This is a genomic window from Sphingobium sp. SA2 (assembly GCF_032227065.1).
Taxonomy (GTDB): domain Bacteria; phylum Pseudomonadota; class Alphaproteobacteria; order Sphingomonadales; family Sphingomonadaceae; genus Sphingobium.
The window spans coordinates 51,452-70,935 of the sequence record NZ_JAPMXX010000006.1 but is presented as its reverse complement, the minus strand read 5'-3'; the positions used below and the strand labels follow the sequence as shown (position 1 = coordinate 70,935).

General features: G+C 65.2%; 22 protein-coding genes. 21 read left to right on the top strand and 1 reads right to left on the bottom strand.

From position 1 onward, the window contains the following. The first annotated feature begins 207 nt into the window (after window positions 1-207). Genes OVY48_RS07790 through OVY48_RS07760 form a run of 7 tightly spaced genes read left to right on the top strand, consistent with a single transcriptional unit; the run spans window position 208 to window position 6,976 of the window. Window positions 208-1,476, top strand: coding sequence for a sigma-54 dependent transcriptional regulator (locus OVY48_RS07790; protein WP_313922407.1), 1,269 nt, complete (start codon window positions 208-210; stop codon window positions 1,474-1,476). Between the two features lie 16 nt (window positions 1,477-1,492). After that, window positions 1,493-1,843 (top strand): flagellar hook-basal body complex protein FliE, encoded by a 351-nt coding sequence (fliE, locus tag OVY48_RS07785; RefSeq protein ID WP_037477059.1) that lies wholly within the window; start codon window positions 1,493-1,495, stop codon window positions 1,841-1,843. Window positions 1,844-1,846: 3 nt separating this feature from the next. Continuing rightward, entirely contained in the window at window positions 1,847-3,586 is a 1,740-nt protein-coding gene (fliF, locus tag OVY48_RS07780) for a flagellar basal-body MS-ring/collar protein FliF (protein ID WP_069065225.1), read from the top strand. Continuing rightward, window positions 3,579-4,595 carry a flagellar motor switch protein FliG gene (gene fliG, locus OVY48_RS07775; RefSeq protein ID WP_037474054.1) on the top strand — a complete coding sequence of 339 codons (1,017 nt, stop codon included), beginning with the start codon at window positions 3,579-3,581 and terminating at the stop codon, window positions 4,593-4,595. The genes fliF and fliG overlap by 8 nt, the downstream gene beginning before the upstream one ends. Then, window positions 4,582-5,229 (top strand): flagellar biosynthesis protein, encoded by a 648-nt coding sequence (locus OVY48_RS07770; RefSeq protein ID WP_069065224.1) that lies wholly within the window; start codon window positions 4,582-4,584, stop codon window positions 5,227-5,229. The genes fliG and OVY48_RS07770 overlap by 14 nt, the downstream gene beginning before the upstream one ends. Beyond that, window positions 5,226-6,554, top strand: coding sequence for a FliI/YscN family ATPase (locus OVY48_RS07765; protein WP_313922406.1), 1,329 nt, complete (start codon window positions 5,226-5,228; stop codon window positions 6,552-6,554). Before OVY48_RS07770 ends, OVY48_RS07765 begins: the two co-directional genes overlap by 4 nt. After that, a complete protein-coding gene (locus OVY48_RS07760; RefSeq protein WP_313922404.1) occupies window positions 6,551-6,976 on the top strand; it encodes a hypothetical protein in 426 nt (141 codons plus the stop codon). Before OVY48_RS07765 ends, OVY48_RS07760 begins: the two co-directional genes overlap by 4 nt. Window positions 6,977-7,327: 351 nt before the next feature. On the opposite strand, the gene OVY48_RS07755 is transcribed toward OVY48_RS07760, so the two are convergent. After that, window positions 7,328-7,735 (bottom strand): hypothetical protein, encoded by a 408-nt coding sequence (locus OVY48_RS07755; RefSeq protein ID WP_150125757.1) that lies wholly within the window; start codon window positions 7,733-7,735, stop codon window positions 7,328-7,330. A gap of 598 nt (window positions 7,736-8,333) precedes the next feature. Here OVY48_RS07755 and OVY48_RS07750 point away from each other — a divergent pair. From OVY48_RS07750 to argF, 14 genes are all read left to right on the top strand, one after another. Then, window positions 8,334-9,227, top strand: a complete 894-nt coding sequence (locus tag OVY48_RS07750) for a hypothetical protein (RefSeq protein WP_313922402.1) — start codon at window positions 8,334-8,336, stop codon at window positions 9,225-9,227. Between the two features lie 28 nt (window positions 9,228-9,255). Further along, the gene (gene fliL, locus OVY48_RS07745; protein WP_313922400.1) at window positions 9,256-9,876 is read left to right on the top strand and encodes a flagellar basal body-associated FliL family protein; all 621 of its coding nucleotides are present in this window, start codon (window positions 9,256-9,258) and stop codon (window positions 9,874-9,876) included. Between the two features lie 51 nt (window positions 9,877-9,927). Then, entirely contained in the window at window positions 9,928-10,812 is an 885-nt protein-coding gene (locus OVY48_RS07740) for a flagellar motor switch protein FliM (RefSeq protein WP_313922399.1), read from the top strand. Then, window positions 10,809-11,144, top strand: coding sequence for a flagellar motor switch protein FliN (gene fliN / locus OVY48_RS07735; protein ID WP_037476210.1), 336 nt, complete (start codon window positions 10,809-10,811; stop codon window positions 11,142-11,144). Before OVY48_RS07740 ends, fliN begins: the two co-directional genes overlap by 4 nt. An 88-nt stretch (window positions 11,145-11,232) precedes the next feature. After that, complete coding sequence (locus OVY48_RS07730) at window positions 11,233-11,496, top strand: FliO/MopB family protein (RefSeq protein WP_037476212.1); 264 nt, start codon at window positions 11,233-11,235, stop codon at window positions 11,494-11,496. Window positions 11,497-11,590: 94 nt separating this feature from the next. Next, the gene (gene fliP / locus OVY48_RS07725) at window positions 11,591-12,343 is read left to right on the top strand and encodes a flagellar type III secretion system pore protein FliP (protein ID WP_313922397.1); all 753 of its coding nucleotides are present in this window, start codon (window positions 11,591-11,593) and stop codon (window positions 12,341-12,343) included. Window positions 12,344-12,449: 106 nt separating this feature from the next. Continuing rightward, a complete protein-coding gene (gene fliQ / locus OVY48_RS07720; RefSeq protein WP_037476216.1) occupies window positions 12,450-12,722 on the top strand; it encodes a flagellar biosynthesis protein FliQ in 273 nt (90 codons plus the stop codon). After that, complete coding sequence (gene fliR / locus OVY48_RS07715) at window positions 12,719-13,501, top strand: flagellar biosynthetic protein FliR (protein WP_037476218.1); 783 nt, start codon at window positions 12,719-12,721, stop codon at window positions 13,499-13,501. The genes fliQ and fliR overlap by 4 nt, the downstream gene beginning before the upstream one ends. Window positions 13,502-13,503: 2 nt before the next feature. Then, window positions 13,504-14,640, top strand: a complete 1,137-nt coding sequence (locus OVY48_RS07710) for a flagellar type III secretion system protein FlhB (protein WP_313922396.1) — start codon at window positions 13,504-13,506, stop codon at window positions 14,638-14,640. 77 nt (window positions 14,641-14,717) lie between these two features. Then, complete coding sequence (locus OVY48_RS07705) at window positions 14,718-15,170, top strand: hypothetical protein (RefSeq protein ID WP_313922395.1); 453 nt, start codon at window positions 14,718-14,720, stop codon at window positions 15,168-15,170. Window positions 15,171-15,241: 71 nt separating this feature from the next. Next, window positions 15,242-16,645 (top strand): flagellar filament capping protein FliD, encoded by a 1,404-nt coding sequence (gene fliD / locus OVY48_RS07700; protein ID WP_313922394.1) that lies wholly within the window; start codon window positions 15,242-15,244, stop codon window positions 16,643-16,645. A 17-nt stretch (window positions 16,646-16,662) separates the two neighbouring features. Beyond that, entirely contained in the window at window positions 16,663-17,058 is a 396-nt protein-coding gene (fliS, locus tag OVY48_RS07695; RefSeq protein WP_096063197.1) for a flagellar export chaperone FliS, read from the top strand. 156 nt (window positions 17,059-17,214) lie between these two features. Further along, on the top strand, window positions 17,215-18,411 hold the full coding sequence (locus OVY48_RS07690; RefSeq protein WP_096063196.1) for an aspartate aminotransferase family protein: 1,197 nt from the start codon (window positions 17,215-17,217) through the stop codon (window positions 18,409-18,411). A 104-nt stretch (window positions 18,412-18,515) separates the two neighbouring features. Then, complete coding sequence (gene argF / locus OVY48_RS07685; protein ID WP_313922393.1) at window positions 18,516-19,445, top strand: ornithine carbamoyltransferase; 930 nt, start codon at window positions 18,516-18,518, stop codon at window positions 19,443-19,445. The last annotated feature ends 39 nt before the right edge of the window (window positions 19,446-19,484 follow it).

Sequence of the window (19,484 nt, the reverse complement as noted above, 5' to 3'; positions counted from 1 at the left end):
TGAAAAAGGGCAATTTCCCTGGCTACTACGCGCGCGCGTAGGACAAAGGACGGCGTCTTTGCCGCCTTGCCGGAATTAAATTGCCGGTCGGCGGCAACTGGATGGCAAAGTTAACCATCTGATAACCACATAAATATAGAGCTTGAACCATCGAAGGGGTCCGGGGCGTGCGGGGGCACAAGCCGACCAGTTATTGGGGTTTTGTTCATGTCATCGCTCGACGTGAGCCGTGGAGTCTGCGCGCTCGTTCCGGGTCTGCAGCACTGGCTCGAAAACGCTCTCTTTACCGTGCGCATCGTCGACGCGGCCAGCCCGCGTGAAAAGGACAGCCGCCGCGTGCTGCTGGCCACCGAGATCGGCCATGCGACCCATCGCGACATTCTCATCAACCTGATCGACGGCGCACCTTCGCTGGTCTCCGCGGCCAACGGCCTGCCCGCCCGCGTCGCCTTCGGCCTTGCCGACATGGGTTTCGCCTTTGCGCTCATCGCCGAACTGGCGCGCCCCGCGGCCGTCCCCGCGGTGGGCGACAGCGGCAGCGTCCGGCTGATGACGCTCGCCGGGCGGGTCGCCCGCAGCGACGCCACTGTCCTGATCCAGGGCGACACCGGCACCGGCAAGGAAGGCATGGCGCGCTTCCTGCACGCCCAGTCGGGCCGGTCGGGCCACGACTTCATCGCCGTCAATTGCGCGGCATTGCCTGAAACCATGATGGAAGCGATGCTGTTCGGCCATCGCAAGGGCAGCTTCACTGGCGCCGCCAATGCGTCCGAAGGCCTGTTCCTCGCCGCCGATGGCGGCACGCTCTTCCTCGACGAAATCGCCGAACTCCCGCTCGCGCTGCAGGCCAAGCTGCTGCGCGCGCTGCAGGAAGGCGAAGTGCTGCCCGTCGGCGCGACCCATGCTGTGCCGGTCAATGTCCGCATCATCGCCGCTTGCAACCGCAACCTGGCGCAGGAATGTGCCGCAGGCCGCTTCCGCGAAGATCTCTACTGGCGTCTCAACGTCATGCCGCTCGAACTGCGCCCGCTCGCCGAGCGTCGCGGCGACATCAGCGCGATCACCGCCGCGATGCTGCTGCGCCATCAGGATGGCGGCAAGACCGGGTTCGTCTGGCCGACCGCCGCCGCGCTCGACAAGCTCGCCGCTCATGGCTGGCCCGGCAACGCCCGTGAACTCGGCAATATCCTCCAGCGTGCCCTAGTGCTGCGCGATGGCGACCGGATCGAGGCGGACGACCTGCATCTGGCAGGCGCGGCGCAGATGGTGACGCCCTTCCGCGCCACAGCGCCGATCCAGCTGCCCGCCGAACCGATCCGGCTGCGCGACGTCGCGCGCCATTCCAAGCTCGAAGCCATCCGCTGCGCCCTGCGCGAAACGGACGGCCATCGCGCCGCCGCCGCGCGCAAGCTCGGCATCTCGGAACGCACGCTGCGCTATCGGCTCGCCGAAATGCGCGAGCTGGCCGCGGCTTGAACCGGGAGGATAGGATATGAACGGCATTTCCCCGACCGACAGCGTGATGGCGATCCGCAACGCCATCCTGCAAAAGAATGCCGCGCTGCGCGACATCGGCTCGACCAATCCGGTCGGCGGTGCAGGCGCGGCCCAGGGCACCGCGCCCGGTGGCTTCACCGACGCGCTCAACAACGCGCTGCAGCAGGTCAACGGCCTGCAGGGCAAGGCCGGTGAGGCCGCCGCCGCTTTCGAACGCGGCGAAACCACCGACATCGCCGCCGTCATGCTGGCCAAGCAGCAGGCATCGGTCAGCTTCGAAGCGACCCTTCAGGTCCGCAACAAACTCCTGTCCGCCTACAAGGACATTATGAGCATGCCGGTCTAAATCATGAGCGAGAACGCACTCACCATCGACGGCGGCAAGCCCGCCCTCCCGGCCCCCGCTTCGGCGGCCCGCAACGGCCTCACCGGCATGGCGGCGCTCAAGGCGCGCTTCACCGGGCTCATCCAGCAACCGGCTGTCGCCAAGAGCCTGCCGCTGCTCGGCATGCTGGGCGTCGTCGCGCTGGCGGGCCTTGCCTGGCTGGCCCTGCGCGAACCGCCCCAGCGCGACCTGTTCCGCGCCTTGCCCGACGCCGACAAATCGGCCGTCGCGCAAGTGCTGGAGCAGGCCGGCATCCCCTTCGACTTCGACAAGTCCGGCAGCATGACCGTGGGGGAGGATGATTATTTCAAGGCGAAGATGATGCTCGCCGCGCAAGGCCTGCCCAAGAGCGCGCCCGACGGCAACAGCATGATCGACAGCCTGCCGATGGGCGCCAGCCGCGCGGTCGAGGGCGAAAAGCTGCGTTCCGCCCGCGAAATGGACCTCGCCCGCACGATCGAGGCGATCGACAGCGTCGAAAGCGCCAAGGTCCACCTCGCCGTCGAACCGCCCAGCGTCTTCCTGCGCGACCGCGCCAAACCGTCCGCTTCCGTCATGTTGCGGCTGGCGCAGGGCCGCACGCTAACTGATGCGCAGGTCAGCGCGATCGTGCATCTGGTCGCTTCCTCCATTCCCGACCTCTCGCCCGACCAGATTTCGCTGGTCGATCAGAATGGCCGCCTGCTCAGCAATAATGACGGCGACGCCGCCGATGATCGCCAGCTCTCGATCCAGGGCCGGATCGAGGATCGCTATCGCCAGTCGGTCATCGCGCTGCTCACCCCGATCCTTGGCCAGGGTAATTTCTCCGCCGAAGTCCATGCCGAACTCAATTTCGCCGAGCGCCAGGCGACCCGCGAGACCTTCCCGCAGGACGAAGCGCGCCTGCGCGTCGAACAGGGCACCTGGGCATCCGACCCGCGTGGCCAGGGTGCAGGCGGCGAAGCGTCGGGCATCCCCGGTGCGCTCACCAACCAGGCGCCGGTCAACCCGACCGTCACCCAGACCAACCCAAATGGCCAAGCCGTGCAGCAGGGCGAAACCGCCGCGCAGACCCCCGGCACCCCGCCCAATCCGCTGATGAAGACCGAGGAAACCTTCAACCGCAGCTTTGAACTGGGCCGTGAAGTGTCCGTGACCAAGGATGCGATCGGCACCGTCAAGCGCCTGTCGGTCGCCGTGGCGCTCGACACCGGCGCGGATGGCAAGCCGCGCACCGCACAGGAAATTGCTGCGCTCGAAGCACTGGTGAAGGGCGCGGTCGGCTTCGACCAGACCCGTGGCGACGTGGTGGCGCTTTCCTCGCGCAGCTTCCTCAAGACGCCCGAAACCGTCATCCCCTGGTATGAATCCGACTGGATGAACCCGCTGGTGCGCAACGGCACCGCCCTGCTGGTCGCGCTGCTGCTCGTCTTCGGCATCGGTCGCCCGCTGCTCAAGCGCCGCGCTGCCGCTCAGGCCGCCGCTGCGGAGCAGACGACGCAGGAAGGTCAGCGCATCGGCCGGGAAATCTCGTCCGAACTCACCAAGCAGGTGGTCGAAGCGCCCGATCCCGAACGGCCGGTCACGCTCGATATGATCTCCTCCACCTATGACTATGCCCAGCGCGCCGACCTCATTCGCAACTTCGTGAAGCAAGATCCCGACCGCGCCGCCCTCGTCGTCCGCGACCTCCTCAAGGAGGGGAAGAAGGAAAATGCCTGAGATCGTTCCCGGTCGTCCCGAAGCGCTCAAGGGCAGCGCCGCCGCCGCCGTCCTGCTGATGCTGTTCAACGAGGATGAAGCCGCGCAAATCCTCTCCCGGCTGGAACCGGAGGAAGTGCGCCAGCTTGGCTATGCCATGTATGATGTCGCCGATGTCGATCCCGAAGAGGTCAACGAAGCGCTCGACCATTTCGTCGCCAAGGCCAAGAAGCGCACCACCATCGGCTATGGCGCGACCCGCCATATTCGCGGTGCCATGACCAAGGCGCTGGGCGAGGAACGGGCTGAAACCATCCTGGCGCGCATTACGCCGCCGACCCGCTCCACCCAGCTTGAAATGCTCAAATGGATGGATGCCAAGGAAATCGCCGTGCTGATCGAGGCGGAGCATCCGCAGATCATGGCGATCGTGCTGGCCCATCTGGAGGCACCCGTCGCCGCCGACGTGCTGCAATTGCTGCCGTCCGAATATCAGGAGGAGATCGTCTATCGCATCGCCACCCTGGGGCCGGTGTCGAACGAGGCGCTCGAAGATCTGGAGCAATTGCTGATGCGCGGTCCGGTCGGCAAGCAGGGTGCCGCCTCGCAGCGCGGCGGCACGGTCGAAGCGGCCGCGATCATGAACAATGTCCGCAAGGATAATGAGCAGCGTATCATGAAGGCCGTCGCCAAGCGCGACAAGATGATTGCCCAGACTATCGAGGAGGAGATGTTCGTCTTCGATAACCTCGTGGACATGGACGACAAGAATCTGGGCGCGTTGATGCGGACCATCGACAACACCGTTCTGGTCGTCGCGCTCAAGGGCGTGAACGACATGCTCAAGGGCAAGATTTTCGGCAGCATGTCCGCGAGAGCGGCCCAGGCGATCGCCGACGAGATCGAAGAGCGCGGCCCCATCCGCCTCGCCGAAGTCCTGGAAGCGCAGAAACTGATCATCGCCACCGCCCGCCGCATGGCGGATGCAGGCACCATCATGCTCGGTGGCAAGGGGAATGACTTTGTCTAGGATTTGGGGTGCCGAAGCAGCCCGCGATTTCGCGCCAGTCGCGGTCGCCGGTTTCGTACAAAGCGAGAGCAGCGGTTTCCGCAGCCTCTACACCGCCCATCCCGGCGCGCAGACCGCGACGATCCGCGCCGCCATGGCGGACGCCGAACCCGTGGTCGACCTGGTCGAAGAAGCGCGGATGGAAGCCTTCACGCTCGGTTTCGACGAAGGTTGCCGCATCACCGCCGAAGCCCATGGTGCCGACACGGAAATCCGCGAACGGCTGGCGGAATCGCTGGCCTCGCTCGCGCCCGCGCCCAGCGGCATGCTCTCCACCATGCTCTCCGCTACGGTCGTCCGCCTGGTCGAACAGATTGTGGGCGAGGTCGAGATCGACATCGAACGCCTCGTGCAGCGCTGCGACACCGTCGCCGCCTTCATCGAGGATAATGACGAAAAGGGCGCGCTCCACCTCCATCCCGACGATATCGTCATGCTGGAAGGCGAACAGATCGGCGTGAAGCTGGTGCCCGATAAGGCGATGCAGCGCGGCTGCGTCCGGCTGGAAACCGCCGAAGGCTGGGTCGAGGATGGCCCCGACGTGCGCCTCTCGCGCCTGCGCGCACTGCTCGATGATATGGAGGGCAGGCCTTGATCCGCGCATCGCTGGCCCAGGCCGAAACCCTGTTCGACCATCTGCAGGTGCAGAACCGCGCGCCGCGCCATGTCGGTCGTCTGGTCAGCCATGATGCGGGCATGTTGGAAGTCACCGGCTTCCGCCGACCGATCGGCGCAGGCGCGCGGGTCATCGCCAGCGACGGCACGATCGCGCGCGCCGAAGTTGCGGGCTTTCGCGGCGGCCGCACCCTGCTGGTGCCGCTCGACAGCGACGCGCCGCTCGAAAATGGCGCGCGGGTCGAACCCGACAACCAGGCCAATATGGTGCAGGTGGGCGAAGGACTGATCGGTCGCGTGGTCGATGCCATGGGCCAGCCGCTCGACCGCAAGGGACCGATCATCGCGGGCGGCGTCTGGCCGCTGAACGGCGTTAAGGGCAATGTCCTCGATCGCGGCCGCGTCACCGAACCGTTCGACCTCGGCGTCCGCGCCGTCAACGCGTTGCTCACCGCCGGGCGCGGCCAGCGTATCGCCATCATCGCAGGGTCCGGCGTCGGCAAGTCGGTGCTGATGGGCCAGATGATCGCCGGGGCCGAAGCCGACATCGTCGTCGTCGGCCTGATCGGTGAACGTGGCCGCGAAGTCAGCGACTTTCTCGAAACCAAACTCAAACATACGATGCACAAGAGCATCGTCGTCGCTGTCCCTGCCGATCATCCCCCGGTGTTGCGCCTGCGTGCCGCCGCGCGCGCCACCGCCATCGCCGAATATTTCCGCGCCCGTGGCAAGAAAGTGCTGTTGCTGATCGACAGCCTGACCCGCTGCGCCCATGCCCAGCGCGAAATCGGCCTGGCACTGGGCGAACCGCCCGCGATGAAGGGCTATCCGCCCTCTGCCCTCGCGCTCATTCCCCGCCTGGTCGAACGAGCCGGGGTGGACGCTCGTACCGGCGGTTCGATCACCGCGCTCTACACTGTGCTGGCCGATGGCGACGATACGGACGATCCGATCGTGGACGCGGCCCGCGCCATCGTGGACGGCCATTTCGTCCTGTCGCGGCACCTGTCCGAACAATCCATCTTCCCGGCCATCGACATCGGCAAATCCCTGTCGCGCGTCATGGCCGACGTGGTGCCCGACGATCATCGCATGGCCGCCGCCAATTATCGCCGCCTCTGGGCCGCCTATGAGGAAAATCGCGATCTCATCCTGATGGGGGCCTATCGCCCCGGCAATGATCCGGTGATTGATGAAGCCGTCCAGCGCCGTCAGGAAATTCTCGACTTCATCCGGCAGGATCAGAAAAGCCGCATCGATCTCGACACCAGCGCCGCCGCGCTGATCGCCGGGTTCGGCGCATGAAGGGGCTGGTGTCCCGCCGCCATCGCGTGCTGCGCGTGCGCCATGTCCAGCATGCCATGGCCGTGGCCGAAACGGCGCGCGCGCGCGACGAGGCCGATGGCCTGGCCCGCAATATCGAGCGGCTCAACAAGGTCCGCTACGAACTGTTTGAAACCGAAGGTGCCGCCACCGGTGCATCCTTCGCGGCGATGCAGGAACTCGCCACCCGGCTGGAACAGGCAGGGCGCCAGCTCGACGGCGCGCTCTACGATGCGCGACGCAAGGTGGAGAGCAAGGAAGGCGTGACGCTCGCCGCGAACCGCGAAAAGGAAATCGCCACCCGCCTCAAGGACCGCGCCCGCGCGAACCTTGAAGAATGGCGCGAAAACAAGCTGGCGGCCTTGCCGCGCTATCGCCGCATGCAGCGGACGGGGGATGCCTGACATGACGATGCTCGCCTCTATCAAGGCCTTGCTCTTCACGACACCCGCCGGTGGGACAGGGAAGGGCGGGGGCGTCGCGCCAATGCCCGGCACCCCCGACTTCGCGCAGCTGCTCGACGCAGCGACCGCCCCGCCGAGCGCGGCAGCGACGACGCCAAGCGCCGTAATTGCAGCGCCCAACGGACCGAGCCTAGCGTCGGGAGCAGCGTCTGCGACGCCCAGCACCCCCATCTCCGTGCCAGGAACACCGGTCTTAGCCGCAGAAGCCGTGCCTGCCACGCCCCGCGCCGCGCCTTCGGTTCCAGACGCTACGACCCCTGCGCTTGCCGCTGCATTTGCGGCGACGCCCGTTCAACCGCCCCGGCCTGAGCAGAGCGGACAGTCTCCATCCGCACCCGCCCAGCCGCAATCCGCTACACCGACCATGGCACCTAGCCCTATGGCGCCAGCCTTGCCCGGCGTGCCCGCCAAAGATTCGCGTATCACACCGGCACCGGCAGCGACGGACACACCGTCCCAGGAAACGCAAGACGCGCCCGCCGCGCCGCAGCCTGAGGCAGCGCCCGCCGCTGCACGACCTGCCGCCGCGCCTGCACGCCCATCGCCTGTCGATCGATCGCCGATCGAGCAGACGGCGGACAGCCCTTCGATGGTCACGACGCCCGCGTCGCCTGCGATCCAACCGGCCACCGCACCCGACGCCGCTGCACCAGTCCGCACACCGATAACGGATAGCGAAACGGACAGCGAAACGGACATAGAGTCGGCCGCGGCAGCCGGGCCTGAAAACGCCGAACCTTTGTCCGCTTCGCTGTCCGTTTCCGACGCGGCAGCACCGGCGCAGAACGCGGCAATCCCTCTCGCAACGCCAGTCCAGCCATCCCCTCAAGCCCCGATCCGATCGGCCGAACCGGTCAGGCAAACCGAAGCCGTTCATCCCGCGCGACCGGACGGAGCTGCACCGCTGGCCGTTACCAGCCCCGATCGCCCGTTGCCTCAGGACGTCGTGGCCGAACAGCCAGCCGCCCCGCTGCCGCTGCCCGACCCGATGGTCGCCGCGACCGACATGGCGACAGCGCCAGCTCTTCCGGTCCCTGCGCCGTCCATCGTCGCTGACGCCTTGCCTGCGGACGCCAAGGCCCCAGCACCTCTCGCAGCCCGCATCACGACGGCGACAACCGCACCCGCGCAACCGACCACTCTAATGGAAGTTGGTGCCACACCAGCCACACCAGCCACACCAGCCACACCAGCCACACCAGCCACACCAGCCGCACCTGCGACGGTGCCGCCTGTTCCTGTGCCGCCTGTAGCGACCTCCAAGCCGGTGCTCCATAAGGCTACACCCGGTTCAACGATGACGGTCAGCGATCCAGGCCCGGCCCCAGTCGTCAGCCCCGTCGCGCTCACAACGCCACAGAGCATCGCGCCAACTGACGTTACCGCCGCCCCGCTACCGACACCGACCGCCGATGCCCAGCCACCGGTGCAAGCGCCCGTCAAAGCCGAGGCAGTATCGCTGCTGCAACTGGTGCGCGATCATATGACTGGCCGCGCGGCGTCTCCGCAGCCGACGGAAGCCGTGCAGCGCCCGGACACCGATCAGGAGACCGCCGCTCTGCCGTTGAGCATGTCGCGTGCCGACACCGCAGCCGTGCCAACGCCGATCACGCTCCAACCCGTCGCACTCGCCCCAGTCCCACCCACGGCACCCGTTGCCGACCTGTCCGCCAGCCTTGGCGCGCAAGTGGTGGACATGGGCGTGTCGGGCCAGTGGATCGACAGCCTGGCCCGCGACATTGCAGGTCTGTCGGCCAATGGCGCGCAGGGCCGGTTTCAGATCAATGCCGACACGCTCGGCCAGATCCAGGTCGACATCCAGCAGGGCGACAAGGGCGCAACCGTCGCCCTGACCGTCGCCACCGACCTTGCCGAACAGGCGCTGCGCCAGGATGGCGACCGCTTGCGCCTCGATGCAGGCCTCGCCGCCGTAAAGATCAGCGAGGTGAAGATCGAGCGTGCGCCCGCCGCCACGGACGCCACTCGCCCTGATCCGTCGGGACAGAATGCGCCGGGCCAACAGCACCAGCAGCAGGCAGGTCAGCCCGCCTTTCAGGGCCAGGGCCAAGGCCGCTGGCAGGCGCGCGAAAATATCGCGCAATCGCATAAAGCCGCCGACGACGCGGCCGTTCTTAACCATGCGGAGGCGGGCGACAACACCCGCGATGCCGCTCGCGCGCGCTACGCATGATCGGCCTTGAGCCTGGGGGACAGGAAGAATGAGCGACGAACCGAAGGCGAAGAAGAAAAAGGGCGGGGGCATGAAGATGATCCTGCTGGTCGTCATCGCCATGCTGATCGGCGGTGCGGGCGCGGCGGGTGGCCTCTATGCCGCCGGTTTCTTCAGCCCCAAGGATGAAGGGCCAAAGGAGGATCCCAACAAACCCGTTTTGGTGCTGGCCGGCGAAAGCGCCGAGGATATCGCCAAGGCGCATGCCGCGCCCCATGGCGATGCGGCATCGGCCCATGGCGGCGCGCATGGCAAGGGCATCGATCTGCCCCCGCCAGCCAACCCCACCGCCTATCAGGCGACCTATTTCCAGCTGCAGACGCCCTTCACCTCCAACATGACGGACACCGACGCCTTTGCCCAGATTTCGCTGGCGGTATCGACCTATTATGATTTGCGGGTGATCGACGCGATCAAGACGCATGAGATGGCGATCCGCAGCCAGGTGCTGATGATGCTCGCCCAGCAGCCCGAAGAGATGCTGGCGACGCCCAAGGGCAAGCAGGCGCTCCAAGCGAAGATCAAGGTGATAATAAACGATATTTTAAAGCAAAAAACGGGTTATGGCGGCGTCGATAACGTTTATTTTACCAATTTCGTTATTCAATAGCACCGTCCAGAAGGCCGGGAAGTCCCCCGGTCCGAAGGGCTGGGGACAATCATGGACGACGTACAAACCTACGCCTTCGGGCGGGGGGATTCACAAGCACCGGTGATGCTGTCGGGCCTCGACCGGCTGGGCGACAAGCTCGCCCGGCGCATGCGCACGCTCATCGAACCGATATCGGGTACGCGCCCCCATGTCGCCGCGCACGAGACGCAGCTGATGGACATGGGCGCCTGGTCGGCCGCCATGCCCGCCTTTGCCAGCCTGTCCGTCTATCGCCTGCTCCCGCTCAAAGGGCAGGTGCTGCTGCATATGCACGCCGCCATGATCTCGACGCTGGTCGACTGCTTCTATGGCGGGCTTGGCAACCGGCCCTTGCCCTCGCGCGGCGAATTTACCCCTACCGAAGACCGGCTGATCGTCCGCCTGGCGGACGCCATCATCGCGCGCCTCGTCGAGACGTGGAGCGACGTCCTGCCGCTCGATGCCAGCCTCGTCATGCGCGAAACCGGCGTCGGTTTCACCGCCAGCGCGCAGCCCGCCGACCAGATGGTCGTCCAGCGCTTCACCGTCAGCCTGACCCGTGAGCAGGAATGGCCGATCGATCTCGTCTTCCCGCTGTCCGCCTTGCGCGCCGTCGAAGCGCTGATGGGATCAAAGCTGCCGACAGACGACGAGCAATGCGATCCCGTCTGGCAGGGGCGCATCGCCCGGCGGATGCGCGACATTCGCCTGCCCGCGCGCACCGTGCTGGCCAGGCCTCATCTTTCCGTCGCCGACCTCATGGAATTGAAGGTCGGCGATGTCATTCCCGTCACGATCGGTCGCTCGCTGCCGCTGATCGTGGGCAACCGCATCGTCGCCCATGGCAGCATCGGCGAACAGGATGGCCGCGCCGCCTTCCAGATTGAAAAACTCGTACAAGGATCCGACCAATGAGCGACATGAGCGAAGCCCCCCGGATGGAGCGCGCCGAAGATCCCGTCAGCCGGATGACGAATAATCGTCATTTCAAGCTGCTGGCGGACATTCCGGTCCGCATGTCGGTGGAGGTCGGATCGACCTCGCTTCGCCTCGCCGAAGTCATGGACCTGGCCGAAGGCAGTATCGTGGAACTGGACCGCCAGGCCGACGACCTGCTCGACATCATGGTCAATGGCGCGCTGATCGCCAAAGGCGAGGTGGTGACGGTCAATGGCCGCTATGGCATCCGCATCGTCGATATCGCGGCGACTGAAACCCGGCTTGCAGGCATCGAACGGCGCGGCTGATCGCACCGCATCGATTTTGCGCTTGCCTTGCGGATCGAAACTGCGGATCGCTTGGGCCAATTAACCATGAAGCGCGGGCGGCTCCATCATGTTCTGGTATTTCGTTAAACTGCTGATCCTCCTGCCGCTGGTCGGTGGCATGGCTTTCGGCGCTCTGTGGCTGTGGCGCAAATATCAGCCGGGCATGATGGGCCAGCAGGGCGACCGTTCGCTCAAGCTGCTCGAAGCCCTGCCGATGGGCGCCTTCGGCAAGCTCGCGGTGGTCGAGTTCGAGGGCAAGAAGATCCTGCTGTCGGTCACGCGCGGCCGGATCGAGAAGATCGCGGAAGGCGACCATGCGCGCCTGCGCTAACCCCGTATCCGTCCTCCCCGCGAAGGCGGGGGTTCATCTCCCGACGTCGCGCCAAGGTGCAGCTGTTCGGAGATGGGTTCTCGCCGTCTTGGGAATGACGATGTTGCTGGTCCTGCTATGGGCCGCGCCCGCCTTGGCCCAGGCGGCGCCTGCCGCCCCCGCCGACAATGGCGGCGCGCTAGGCCGGGCCATGGGCCAGATTTCCGGCGACGGCCGGTCGCTCTCGCTCAGCTTGCAAATCCTGATCCTCATGAGCCTGCTGACGGTGTTGCCGTCGCTCGTGCTGATGATGACCAGCTTCACCCGCATCATCATCGTCCTGTCGCTGCTGCGCCAGGCGCTGGGCCTGCAACAGACGCCGCCCAATCAGGTGCTGGTCGGCCTCGCGCTTTTCCTGTCGCTGTTCGTGATGCGTCCCGCGATCGACCAGATCAACGGCCTCGCCTTCGATCCCTATGGCAAGGGCCAGATCACGATCGAGGAAGCGGTCGGCCGGTCGGGCAAGGTGCTGCACGGTTTCATGACCAAGCAAACCCGCGAGAGCGACCTCAAACTGTTCGCCAACCTCGCCGAAGCCCCCGCCTTCCGCACGCCCGCCGACATTCCCTTCACCATCCTGCTCCCCGCCTTCGTGACCAGCGAACTCAAGACCGCCTTCCAGATCGGCTTCATGATCTTCCTGCCGTTCCTCATCATCGATCTGGTCGTGGCCTCCACGCTGATGGCGCTTGGCATGATGATGCTGTCCCCGACCATTATCTCCATGCCGTTCAAACTCTTGCTGTTCGTGCTGGTCGATGGCTGGGCGCTGACGATGGGCAGCCTGGCGGGATCGTTCGCGACATGACCGTGGGTCGTCACCTGTTTCCGTTCGGTTCGAGCGAAGTCGAGAACCGTTCGCGCAATCGCTTCTCGACACGCTCGAAGCGAACGGGGTGGGGTATCTAGCCCCGATGGACAATGCCGATTTCTTCATGGGCCTCGCCCAACAGGCGCTGTGGATCACCGCACTCGCGGCGGCACCCATACTGCTGCCCGCGCTGATCGCGGGCCTGATCATCGGCATGGTGCAGGCCGCGACCTCGATCAACGAACAAACATTGAGCTTCATCCCCAAGATTCTGGTGGTCGGGGCCATGCTCGCCTTGTTCGGCGGTTCGATCATGGTGCTGATCGCCGATTTCACCCGCGAGATATTCGATCGCATCCCGGACCTGTTGCAATGATAGCCCCCGGCTTTGCGGGGGTGGAGGCGCAGCTGTGGGTTTGGCTGATCGCGATGATCCGCCCCGGCGCGGCCTTCATCGCCGCGCCCGTCTTCGGCGCGCCCGCCGTGCCGCTCCAGCTTCGCCTGATCCTCGCGCTCGCGCTCGGCCTTGCCGCGCTCAACAGCGTCACCATCACCCTGCCGCAGGACGGCGTCGCCAGTTTCGAAGGCGTGATGATGGTCGCGGGCGAAGTGATGGCGGGCCTTGCGCTCGGCTTTGCGGTCCAGATCGGCTATGCCGCCGCCTTCGTCGCGGGGGAGACGATCGGCAATGCGATGGGCCTCAACTTCGCGGCGATGGTCGATCCTTCGTCGGGCCAATCGACCCAGGTGCTGGGCACCTTCCTCTCCATCCTCGCGACCTTCCTGCTGCTCGGCATGGACGGGCATCTGCTGCTCGCCAGCTTCGTGGTGCAAAGCTATCAGGCGATCCCGCCGGGCGCGGCGATGCTGTCCAACGACACGATCTGGCGGATGATCGAATTTGGCGGCGCGTTGCTGGGCGCGGGCGTCACCGTCGCCCTGCCGGTCGCCTTTGCGCTGGTGCTGGTGCAGATCGTCATGGGCATGCTGGCGCGCGCCGCCCCCTCGCTCAACCTGTTCGCCGTCGGCATGCCCGTCGCGATGATGGCCGGCCTCATCCTCCTCGCCATGGCCGTCCCGATCATGGCCGAAGGCATGACCGCCTCGATCAAGGCCGGCCTTGAACAGGCCCGCATGATCGCGGAGGGGCAATAGCCATGGCCGGCGGCAATGAGGGCGGCGAAAAGACCGAGAAACCGACCCAGAAGAAGCTGGATGACGCCGCCAAGAAGGGCGACATCCTTCAGTCGCGCGAACTGGGCACGGCGATGGTGGTCATGGCAGGCATTGGCTGGCTCGCCGTCACAGGCCCATCCTTGATCGATTCCCTGTCCGACATGCTGGTCGAGGCGCTGCGCTTCCGGCGCGAGGACATTACCGATTTCTCCCCGGCCCAACGCGGGCTGGACCTGCTGACCGGCATCGCGCTGCCGGTGGCGGGCGTGATGCTGGCGACCTTCCTGGCCGCGATCGCTGCCCCGGCCTTGCTGGGGTCGCTCGGCTTCCGCCCCGGCGCCTTCGCGCCCAAGGCGTCGAAGATGAACCCGGCATCGGGCCTCAAGCGTATGTTCGGCACGCAGGGCTTGATCGAGCTGATGAAGTCCATCGCCAAGATCGGCCTGCTCGGCGCGATCGGTATCTGGATGGTCTGGGATCGGCTGACCGAAATTACGGGGCTGGGCAAGATGGGTATTGGTCCTGCCATCGCCGACCTTGGCAATATGTTCATCCTCACCTGCCTGGTTATGGCGGGCGGGCTGTTCCTGATCGCGGGGATCGATGTCCCGGCGCAAATCATGCAGCGCGCCAAGCGCCTGGGCATGTCGAAACAGGATGTGAAGGACGAGCATAAGGAAAGCGAAGGCTCGCCCGAACTCAAGGGCCAGATCCGTCGCCGCCAGTTTGAGGTGCTGAACGGATCGACGCGCCAAGCGGTGGCCGAAGCCAGCGTCATCATCACCAACCCGACCCATTTCGCGGTGGCGCTGCGCTACAAGCCGGGCGTGGATGCCGCGCCGGTGGTGGTCGCGCGCGGCAATGATGCGATTGCCGCCGCCATCCGCGAACTGGCGGAGCAGAATGGCGTCACCATCCTGCAATATCCCGACCTCGCCCGCGCCATCTACTTCACCTCACGCGCCGGGCAGGTCGTCAATGAAGGCCTCTACATGGCCGTCGCCACCGTCCTCGCTTTCGTCTTCCGTGTCGAAAATCGCATGGCGAGTGAAATGGACCGCCCCTTCATCACCGTACCCGACGACCTGCGCTTCGATGCCGATGGGCGAAAGCCGTAACGAAAGCGTAATGGTGAATTAAAGTTTAGCCGTGCTCGTCCGTATTCTCTTCATGGGGACGCATTAGGATGTGCGTCATGAGCGACTATTTTTCCCGTATCGAGTTGCCGCCGGTCGATCGGACCGCGCCACGCGCCATCTCGTCTGCGCAGGCCGTTCAGCCGATTGAAGCAGGGCGATCCGCCCCTTCACCCGACCGCGACGCCCGTGCGTCGATGCCACAGATCGATGTGGCGAGCGTGGACGAGGATGTCGCCAGCGCCGCCGAATATGTCGAAATCCACGCCCGCATCGCCGATATATTGGCGGACCTAGACAGCGGCACGTCGGTCGATGGCGCGGCGCGGTCCATCGACGCGATGTTGGCCCGGCCGATCATTCTGGTGCCGCTGCCGCCTGCCAGCAAGGAAGCGATCGAACATGCCGCCGTGGTCGCTCGTCGCATGGTCGATCGTGCGGCCTACAGCCATGCCGCGCAGGCCCATGTTTCGCGTGGTGTCGTCGATCAGATCGTCGCTTCGGCCAACTGATCAGTCCCCTCGCAAATCATTCCTAAAGGTCTTCGCGCTAGCGCCGTTCTCTCCTCTGAAAGGACGACGCAATGGCATCGGTCAGCAGCAGCATTACCACGGCGCTCGGCGTCGGATCGGGTATCGACACCAAGGCGCTGGTTTCCAGCCTGGTCGCTGCCACGCGTGATCCCAAGCAGGAGGTCATCACCAACCGGCAGAGCCTGAACAGTGCGCGCATCTCCGCGCTCGCCTCGGCCTCCAGTTCGATCGACACTTTCGCCGATGCATTGAACAGCCTGCTCGCGGGCACTGGCTATGCCGGGACGCCCGCCTCCAATGATCCCAGCATCGCTACGGTCGGCTTGCTGCCGGGTGGCGTGCCGATGGGTCTGCCCGCCCAGCTAGAAGTCAAGCAACTCGCATCGGCCCGCACATTGGCATCGACTCCGGTCTTGGGCGCAACCGCTGCGACGGCGGTGGGCGAGGGCGAAATGACGCTGACGGTGGGTGGCCAGAGCGCCACCATCAGCATCACCGCCGACAATGATAGCTATTCGGGCCTTGCCGCTGCCATCAACGCATCGGGCCTGGGCGTAACCGCCTCGGTCGTTACCGATACGCAGGGCACGCGGCTGGTGATGAAGGGCGCGACTGGCGCGGCCAATGATTTTTCGCTGGCATCGGTCAGCGGCGCGGAGCTTGCGAAATTCGCCTGGGAAGGCACGGACAGCGCGACGATGGCGTCGATGGCGACGCCCAAGGATGCGATCATCAGCCTCGATGGCGTGGAGCAGCGTTATGCCAGCAACACGATCGACACGGCGATCGCCCATTTGCGCATCGACCTGAACAAGGCAGCGCCGGGCGCGCTGGTCACGCTGGCGTCGACCGAACCGACGACGACCATGCGCGACCTGATGGTCGAATTCGTCGATGCCTATAATACGCTGATGAAGGCGCTCAACACATCGACCAGCACCGGCGCGGATTCCGCCTCGTCCGGTGTTCTGAACGGCGAAGCGTCGATCCGGGACATGAAGCGACAATTGTCGCAGATGACCTCCACCGCACTGACCAGCAGCGGCACCTATCGCACCTTGTCGGACATCGGCATCGCCACCAATCGCGATGGCACGCTCAAGCTCGACACTGACGTCCTCGACAAGGCGATTGCCGCCGATCCGTCGGCGATCACCCAGATGCTCAATCCGGCGGTCGCGACCGCGACCAACCCAGGCCTCGCCGGGATGATGGACGCGGTGCGCGACCGGGTCCAGGTCAAGGACGGTGCGCTGGCGCAGGCGCAGGTCAAATATGAGGCGCTGGCCAAATCCTTGAGTGAACAGCTGGAAAAGCTCGACACGCAGATGACCAGTTACGAAGCGCAGCTCACGACCGTCTATTCCAAGATGGAAACGCGCCTGACGGCGCTCAAAGCTACGCAAAGCTATCTCGAACAGCAGATCGAGATGTGGAACAACAGCGACAGTTAACGGGGACGAACGGGACCATGTTCTACAATCAGGGTTATGCAGGGGCCAGCGCCGCGCGTCGCTATGCAGCGGTGCATTCGGGCAGCCGGACCGAAGGGGCAACGCCGCATGCGTTGGTCAGGATCTTGTTCGACGAGCTGCTGTTGGCGCTGGACGCCGCCGCGCTCGCCGAACGGCAGGCGGACCGGATGCAGGTGTCGGACAAGCAAGCGCGTGCCATGTCGATCCTCTTCGCGCTCGAATCGAGCCTGGACCATGACAAGGGCGGCGACGTCGCGCTGGGTCTCGCACAAATTTATCGCGAGGCGCGCCGCCTGTTGCTGGTAGGGGCCAAAGGACGGGTGGCAGAACCGGTCGATCAGGCCCGCGCCATGATCGCGGAGATTGCCGACGCCTGGAACCAGATCGGCTAAGGCCAGCAGGATCGGACTGGCCCGGTTGCGGGGTTGCACCCCTTCCAAGCCGCCTGTATAGGCGATGCTCGCAGAGGGCGGCCCGGCGGGGTCGCCTTTTTGCGTTATATCTCCTGCGCCCAGGACGCGCAGCATCAAGCCAGAAAGGGAAGGCTCATGTCGATTACGCCGCTCATGCCCGTTTACCCCCGGTGCGATGTCCGTCCGGTGCGAGGCGAAGGCTGTTATCTGATCGGTGAACGCGGCGAACGCTATCTCGATTTCGCCAGCGGCATCGCGGTCAACCTGCTCGGCCATGGCCACCCTAAGCTGGTCAAGACGATCGCTGATCAGGCCGCGACGCTGATGCATGTGTCGAACCTCTACGGCATGCCGTTGGGGGAGAAGCTGGCACAGAAGCTGGTCGACAACACATTTGCCGACACCGTCTTCTTCACCAATTCGGGTGCGGAAGCGGTCGAGTGCGCGATCAAAACCGCGCGCCGCTATCATTATGCCAATGGCAACGCCCACCGGCATAAGATCATCAGCTTCGACAATGCCTTTCACGGGCGGACGCTGGGGACGATCTCGGCCACCAGCCAGCCCAAGATGCGCGACGGCTTCGAACCGTTGCTGCCCGGCTTTACCGTCGTGCCGTTCAACGATCTCGACGCCGCGCTGGCGCAGATCGATGACAACACCGCCGGTTTCCTGCTGGAGCCGGTGCAGGGCGAAGGCGGTGTGACGCCAGCGACCAAGGCGTTCCTGGTCGGCCTGCGCAAGGCCTGCGACGAGCATGGCCTGTTGCTGATTCTGGATGAGGTCCAGTGCGGCTATGCCCGCACCGGCACCTTCTTCGCGCATGAACAGTTCGGCATCACGCCGGACATCATGGCGGTCGCCAAGGGGATTGGGGCGGGCTTCCCGCTGGGCGCCTGCCTCGCCACCGAGGACGCGGCCAAGGGCATGGTGTTCGGCACCCATGGCACCACCTATGGCGGCAATCCGCTCGCCATGGCAGTGGGCCTGACGGTGATCGAGGAAGTGCTGACCGACGGGTTTCTGGACCATGTCACCGCGATGGGCGCACGTCTGCGCGCCGCGCTGGAACAACTCATCCCCAATCATGACGACATGTTCGAGGATGTGCGCGGCATGGGGCTGATGCTGGGCGTGAAGCTCAAGGACAGCCACGACGCCCGCAGCTTCGTGGGGCATCTTCGCGACCATCATGGCCTGCTGACCGTGTCGGCCGGGCAGAATGTGCTGCGCATCCTGCCGCCCCTCGTCATTGAGGAAAGCCACATCGCCGAAGCCATCGAGAAAATCTCCGCCGGTGCGCGGACATTTGTTGAAGCCAAGGCGGCTTAAGACTGACCTCCGTTCGCCCTGAGCTTGTCGAAGGGCTGCACTTGTCTTTTAGGAAGGTGCAGGGCTTCGACAGGCTCAGCCCGAACGGCTGATGGGTAGTTAATATGACCAAGCATTTTCTGAATCTCTCCGACGCAGGCGGCGACGCCATTGCCGCGATGATCGCGAACGCCATCGACCGGAAGGCCGCACGAGCGTCCTGGCCCAAGGGGCGCGTCGATGCCGATGCGCCACTGGCCGGTCACACGCTGGCGATGATCTTCGAGAAGAATTCGACCCGTACCCGCGTATCCTTCGACATGGCGATCCGCCAACTGGGCGGCACGTCGCTGATCCTCGATTCGGCCACGACGCAGCTCGGCCGTGGTGAGACGATCGCCGACACCGCGCGCGTCCTGTCGCGCATGTGCGACGCCATCATGATCCGCACCGACGATCATGCCAAGATCGAGGAAATGGCGCATTATGCGACCGTCCCGGTCATCAACGGCCTGACCGACCTGTCGCACCCTTGCCAGACCGTCGCCGACCTGCTCACCGTGGTCGAACATGGCGTGGCCTTGCCCGGCAGCCAATGGGCGTGGCTTGGCGATGGCAATAATGTGCTGCACTCGATCATCGAGGCGGCGGGGCTGCTCAAGTTCGACGTGCGCGTCGCCGTGCCGGAGGGCTATGAACCCGACGCCTCTTTCGCGGCGGCGGCGCAGGCGCAGGGCGCGCGCATCAGCCTGACCCGCGATGCGGGAGAGGCGGTCGCCGGCGCGGACATCGTCGTAACCGACACCTGGATCTCGATGGGGCAGGCCCATGCCGAGGAAAAGCTGGCCGCGATGATGCCCTATCAAGTGACACCCGCGCTGATGACGGGCGCGAAGCCGCAGGCCAAATTCCTCCATTGCCTGCCCGCGCATCGCGGCGAGGAAGTGACCGCCGACGTCATCGACGGCCCGCAATCGCTGATTTGGGACGAGGCGGAAAACCGCATTCATGCCCAGAAATCGGTGCTGCTCTGGGCCTTGGGGCATCTTGGTTGAGTTTACGGGCGGGCTTCCTATCTAGGCGGCTCGCCCGCA

Coding starts and splice junctions, on each gene's coding strand:
- fliR (WP_037476218.1), top strand. CDS start 12,719: ATGATAGCCCCCGGCTTTGCGGGGGTGGAGGCGCAGCTGTGGGTTTGG.
- OVY48_RS07690 (WP_096063196.1), top strand. CDS start 17,215: ATGTCGATTACGCCGCTCATGCCCGTTTACCCCCGGTGCGATGTCCGT.
- OVY48_RS07770 (WP_069065224.1), top strand. CDS start 4,582: ATGACTTTGTCTAGGATTTGGGGTGCCGAAGCAGCCCGCGATTTCGCG.
- fliF (WP_069065225.1), top strand. CDS start 1,847: ATGAGCGAGAACGCACTCACCATCGACGGCGGCAAGCCCGCCCTCCCG.
- OVY48_RS07750 (WP_313922402.1), top strand. CDS start 8,334: ATGACGGTCAGCGATCCAGGCCCGGCCCCAGTCGTCAGCCCCGTCGCG.
- OVY48_RS07755 (WP_150125757.1), bottom strand. CDS start 7,735: ATGTCCGTTTCGCTGTCCGTTTCGCTATCCGTTATCGGTGTGCGGACT.
- OVY48_RS07705 (WP_313922395.1), top strand. CDS start 14,718: ATGAGCGACTATTTTTCCCGTATCGAGTTGCCGCCGGTCGATCGGACC.
- OVY48_RS07740 (WP_313922399.1), top strand. CDS start 9,928: ATGGACGACGTACAAACCTACGCCTTCGGGCGGGGGGATTCACAAGCA.
- OVY48_RS07710 (WP_313922396.1), top strand. CDS start 13,504: ATGGCCGGCGGCAATGAGGGCGGCGAAAAGACCGAGAAACCGACCCAG.
- fliG (WP_037474054.1), top strand. CDS start 3,579: ATGCCTGAGATCGTTCCCGGTCGTCCCGAAGCGCTCAAGGGCAGCGCC.
- fliQ (WP_037476216.1), top strand. CDS start 12,450: ATGGACAATGCCGATTTCTTCATGGGCCTCGCCCAACAGGCGCTGTGG.
- fliD (WP_313922394.1), top strand. CDS start 15,242: ATGGCATCGGTCAGCAGCAGCATTACCACGGCGCTCGGCGTCGGATCG.
- OVY48_RS07790 (WP_313922407.1), top strand. CDS start 208: ATGTCATCGCTCGACGTGAGCCGTGGAGTCTGCGCGCTCGTTCCGGGT.
- fliN (WP_037476210.1), top strand. CDS start 10,809: ATGAGCGACATGAGCGAAGCCCCCCGGATGGAGCGCGCCGAAGATCCC.
- fliS (WP_096063197.1), top strand. CDS start 16,663: ATGTTCTACAATCAGGGTTATGCAGGGGCCAGCGCCGCGCGTCGCTAT.
- fliP (WP_313922397.1), top strand. CDS start 11,591: ATGACGATGTTGCTGGTCCTGCTATGGGCCGCGCCCGCCTTGGCCCAG.
- argF (WP_313922393.1), top strand. CDS start 18,516: ATGACCAAGCATTTTCTGAATCTCTCCGACGCAGGCGGCGACGCCATT.
- fliE (WP_037477059.1), top strand. CDS start 1,493: ATGAACGGCATTTCCCCGACCGACAGCGTGATGGCGATCCGCAACGCC.
- OVY48_RS07730 (WP_037476212.1), top strand. CDS start 11,233: ATGTTCTGGTATTTCGTTAAACTGCTGATCCTCCTGCCGCTGGTCGGT.
- fliL (WP_313922400.1), top strand. CDS start 9,256: ATGAGCGACGAACCGAAGGCGAAGAAGAAAAAGGGCGGGGGCATGAAG.
- OVY48_RS07760 (WP_313922404.1), top strand. CDS start 6,551: ATGAAGGGGCTGGTGTCCCGCCGCCATCGCGTGCTGCGCGTGCGCCAT.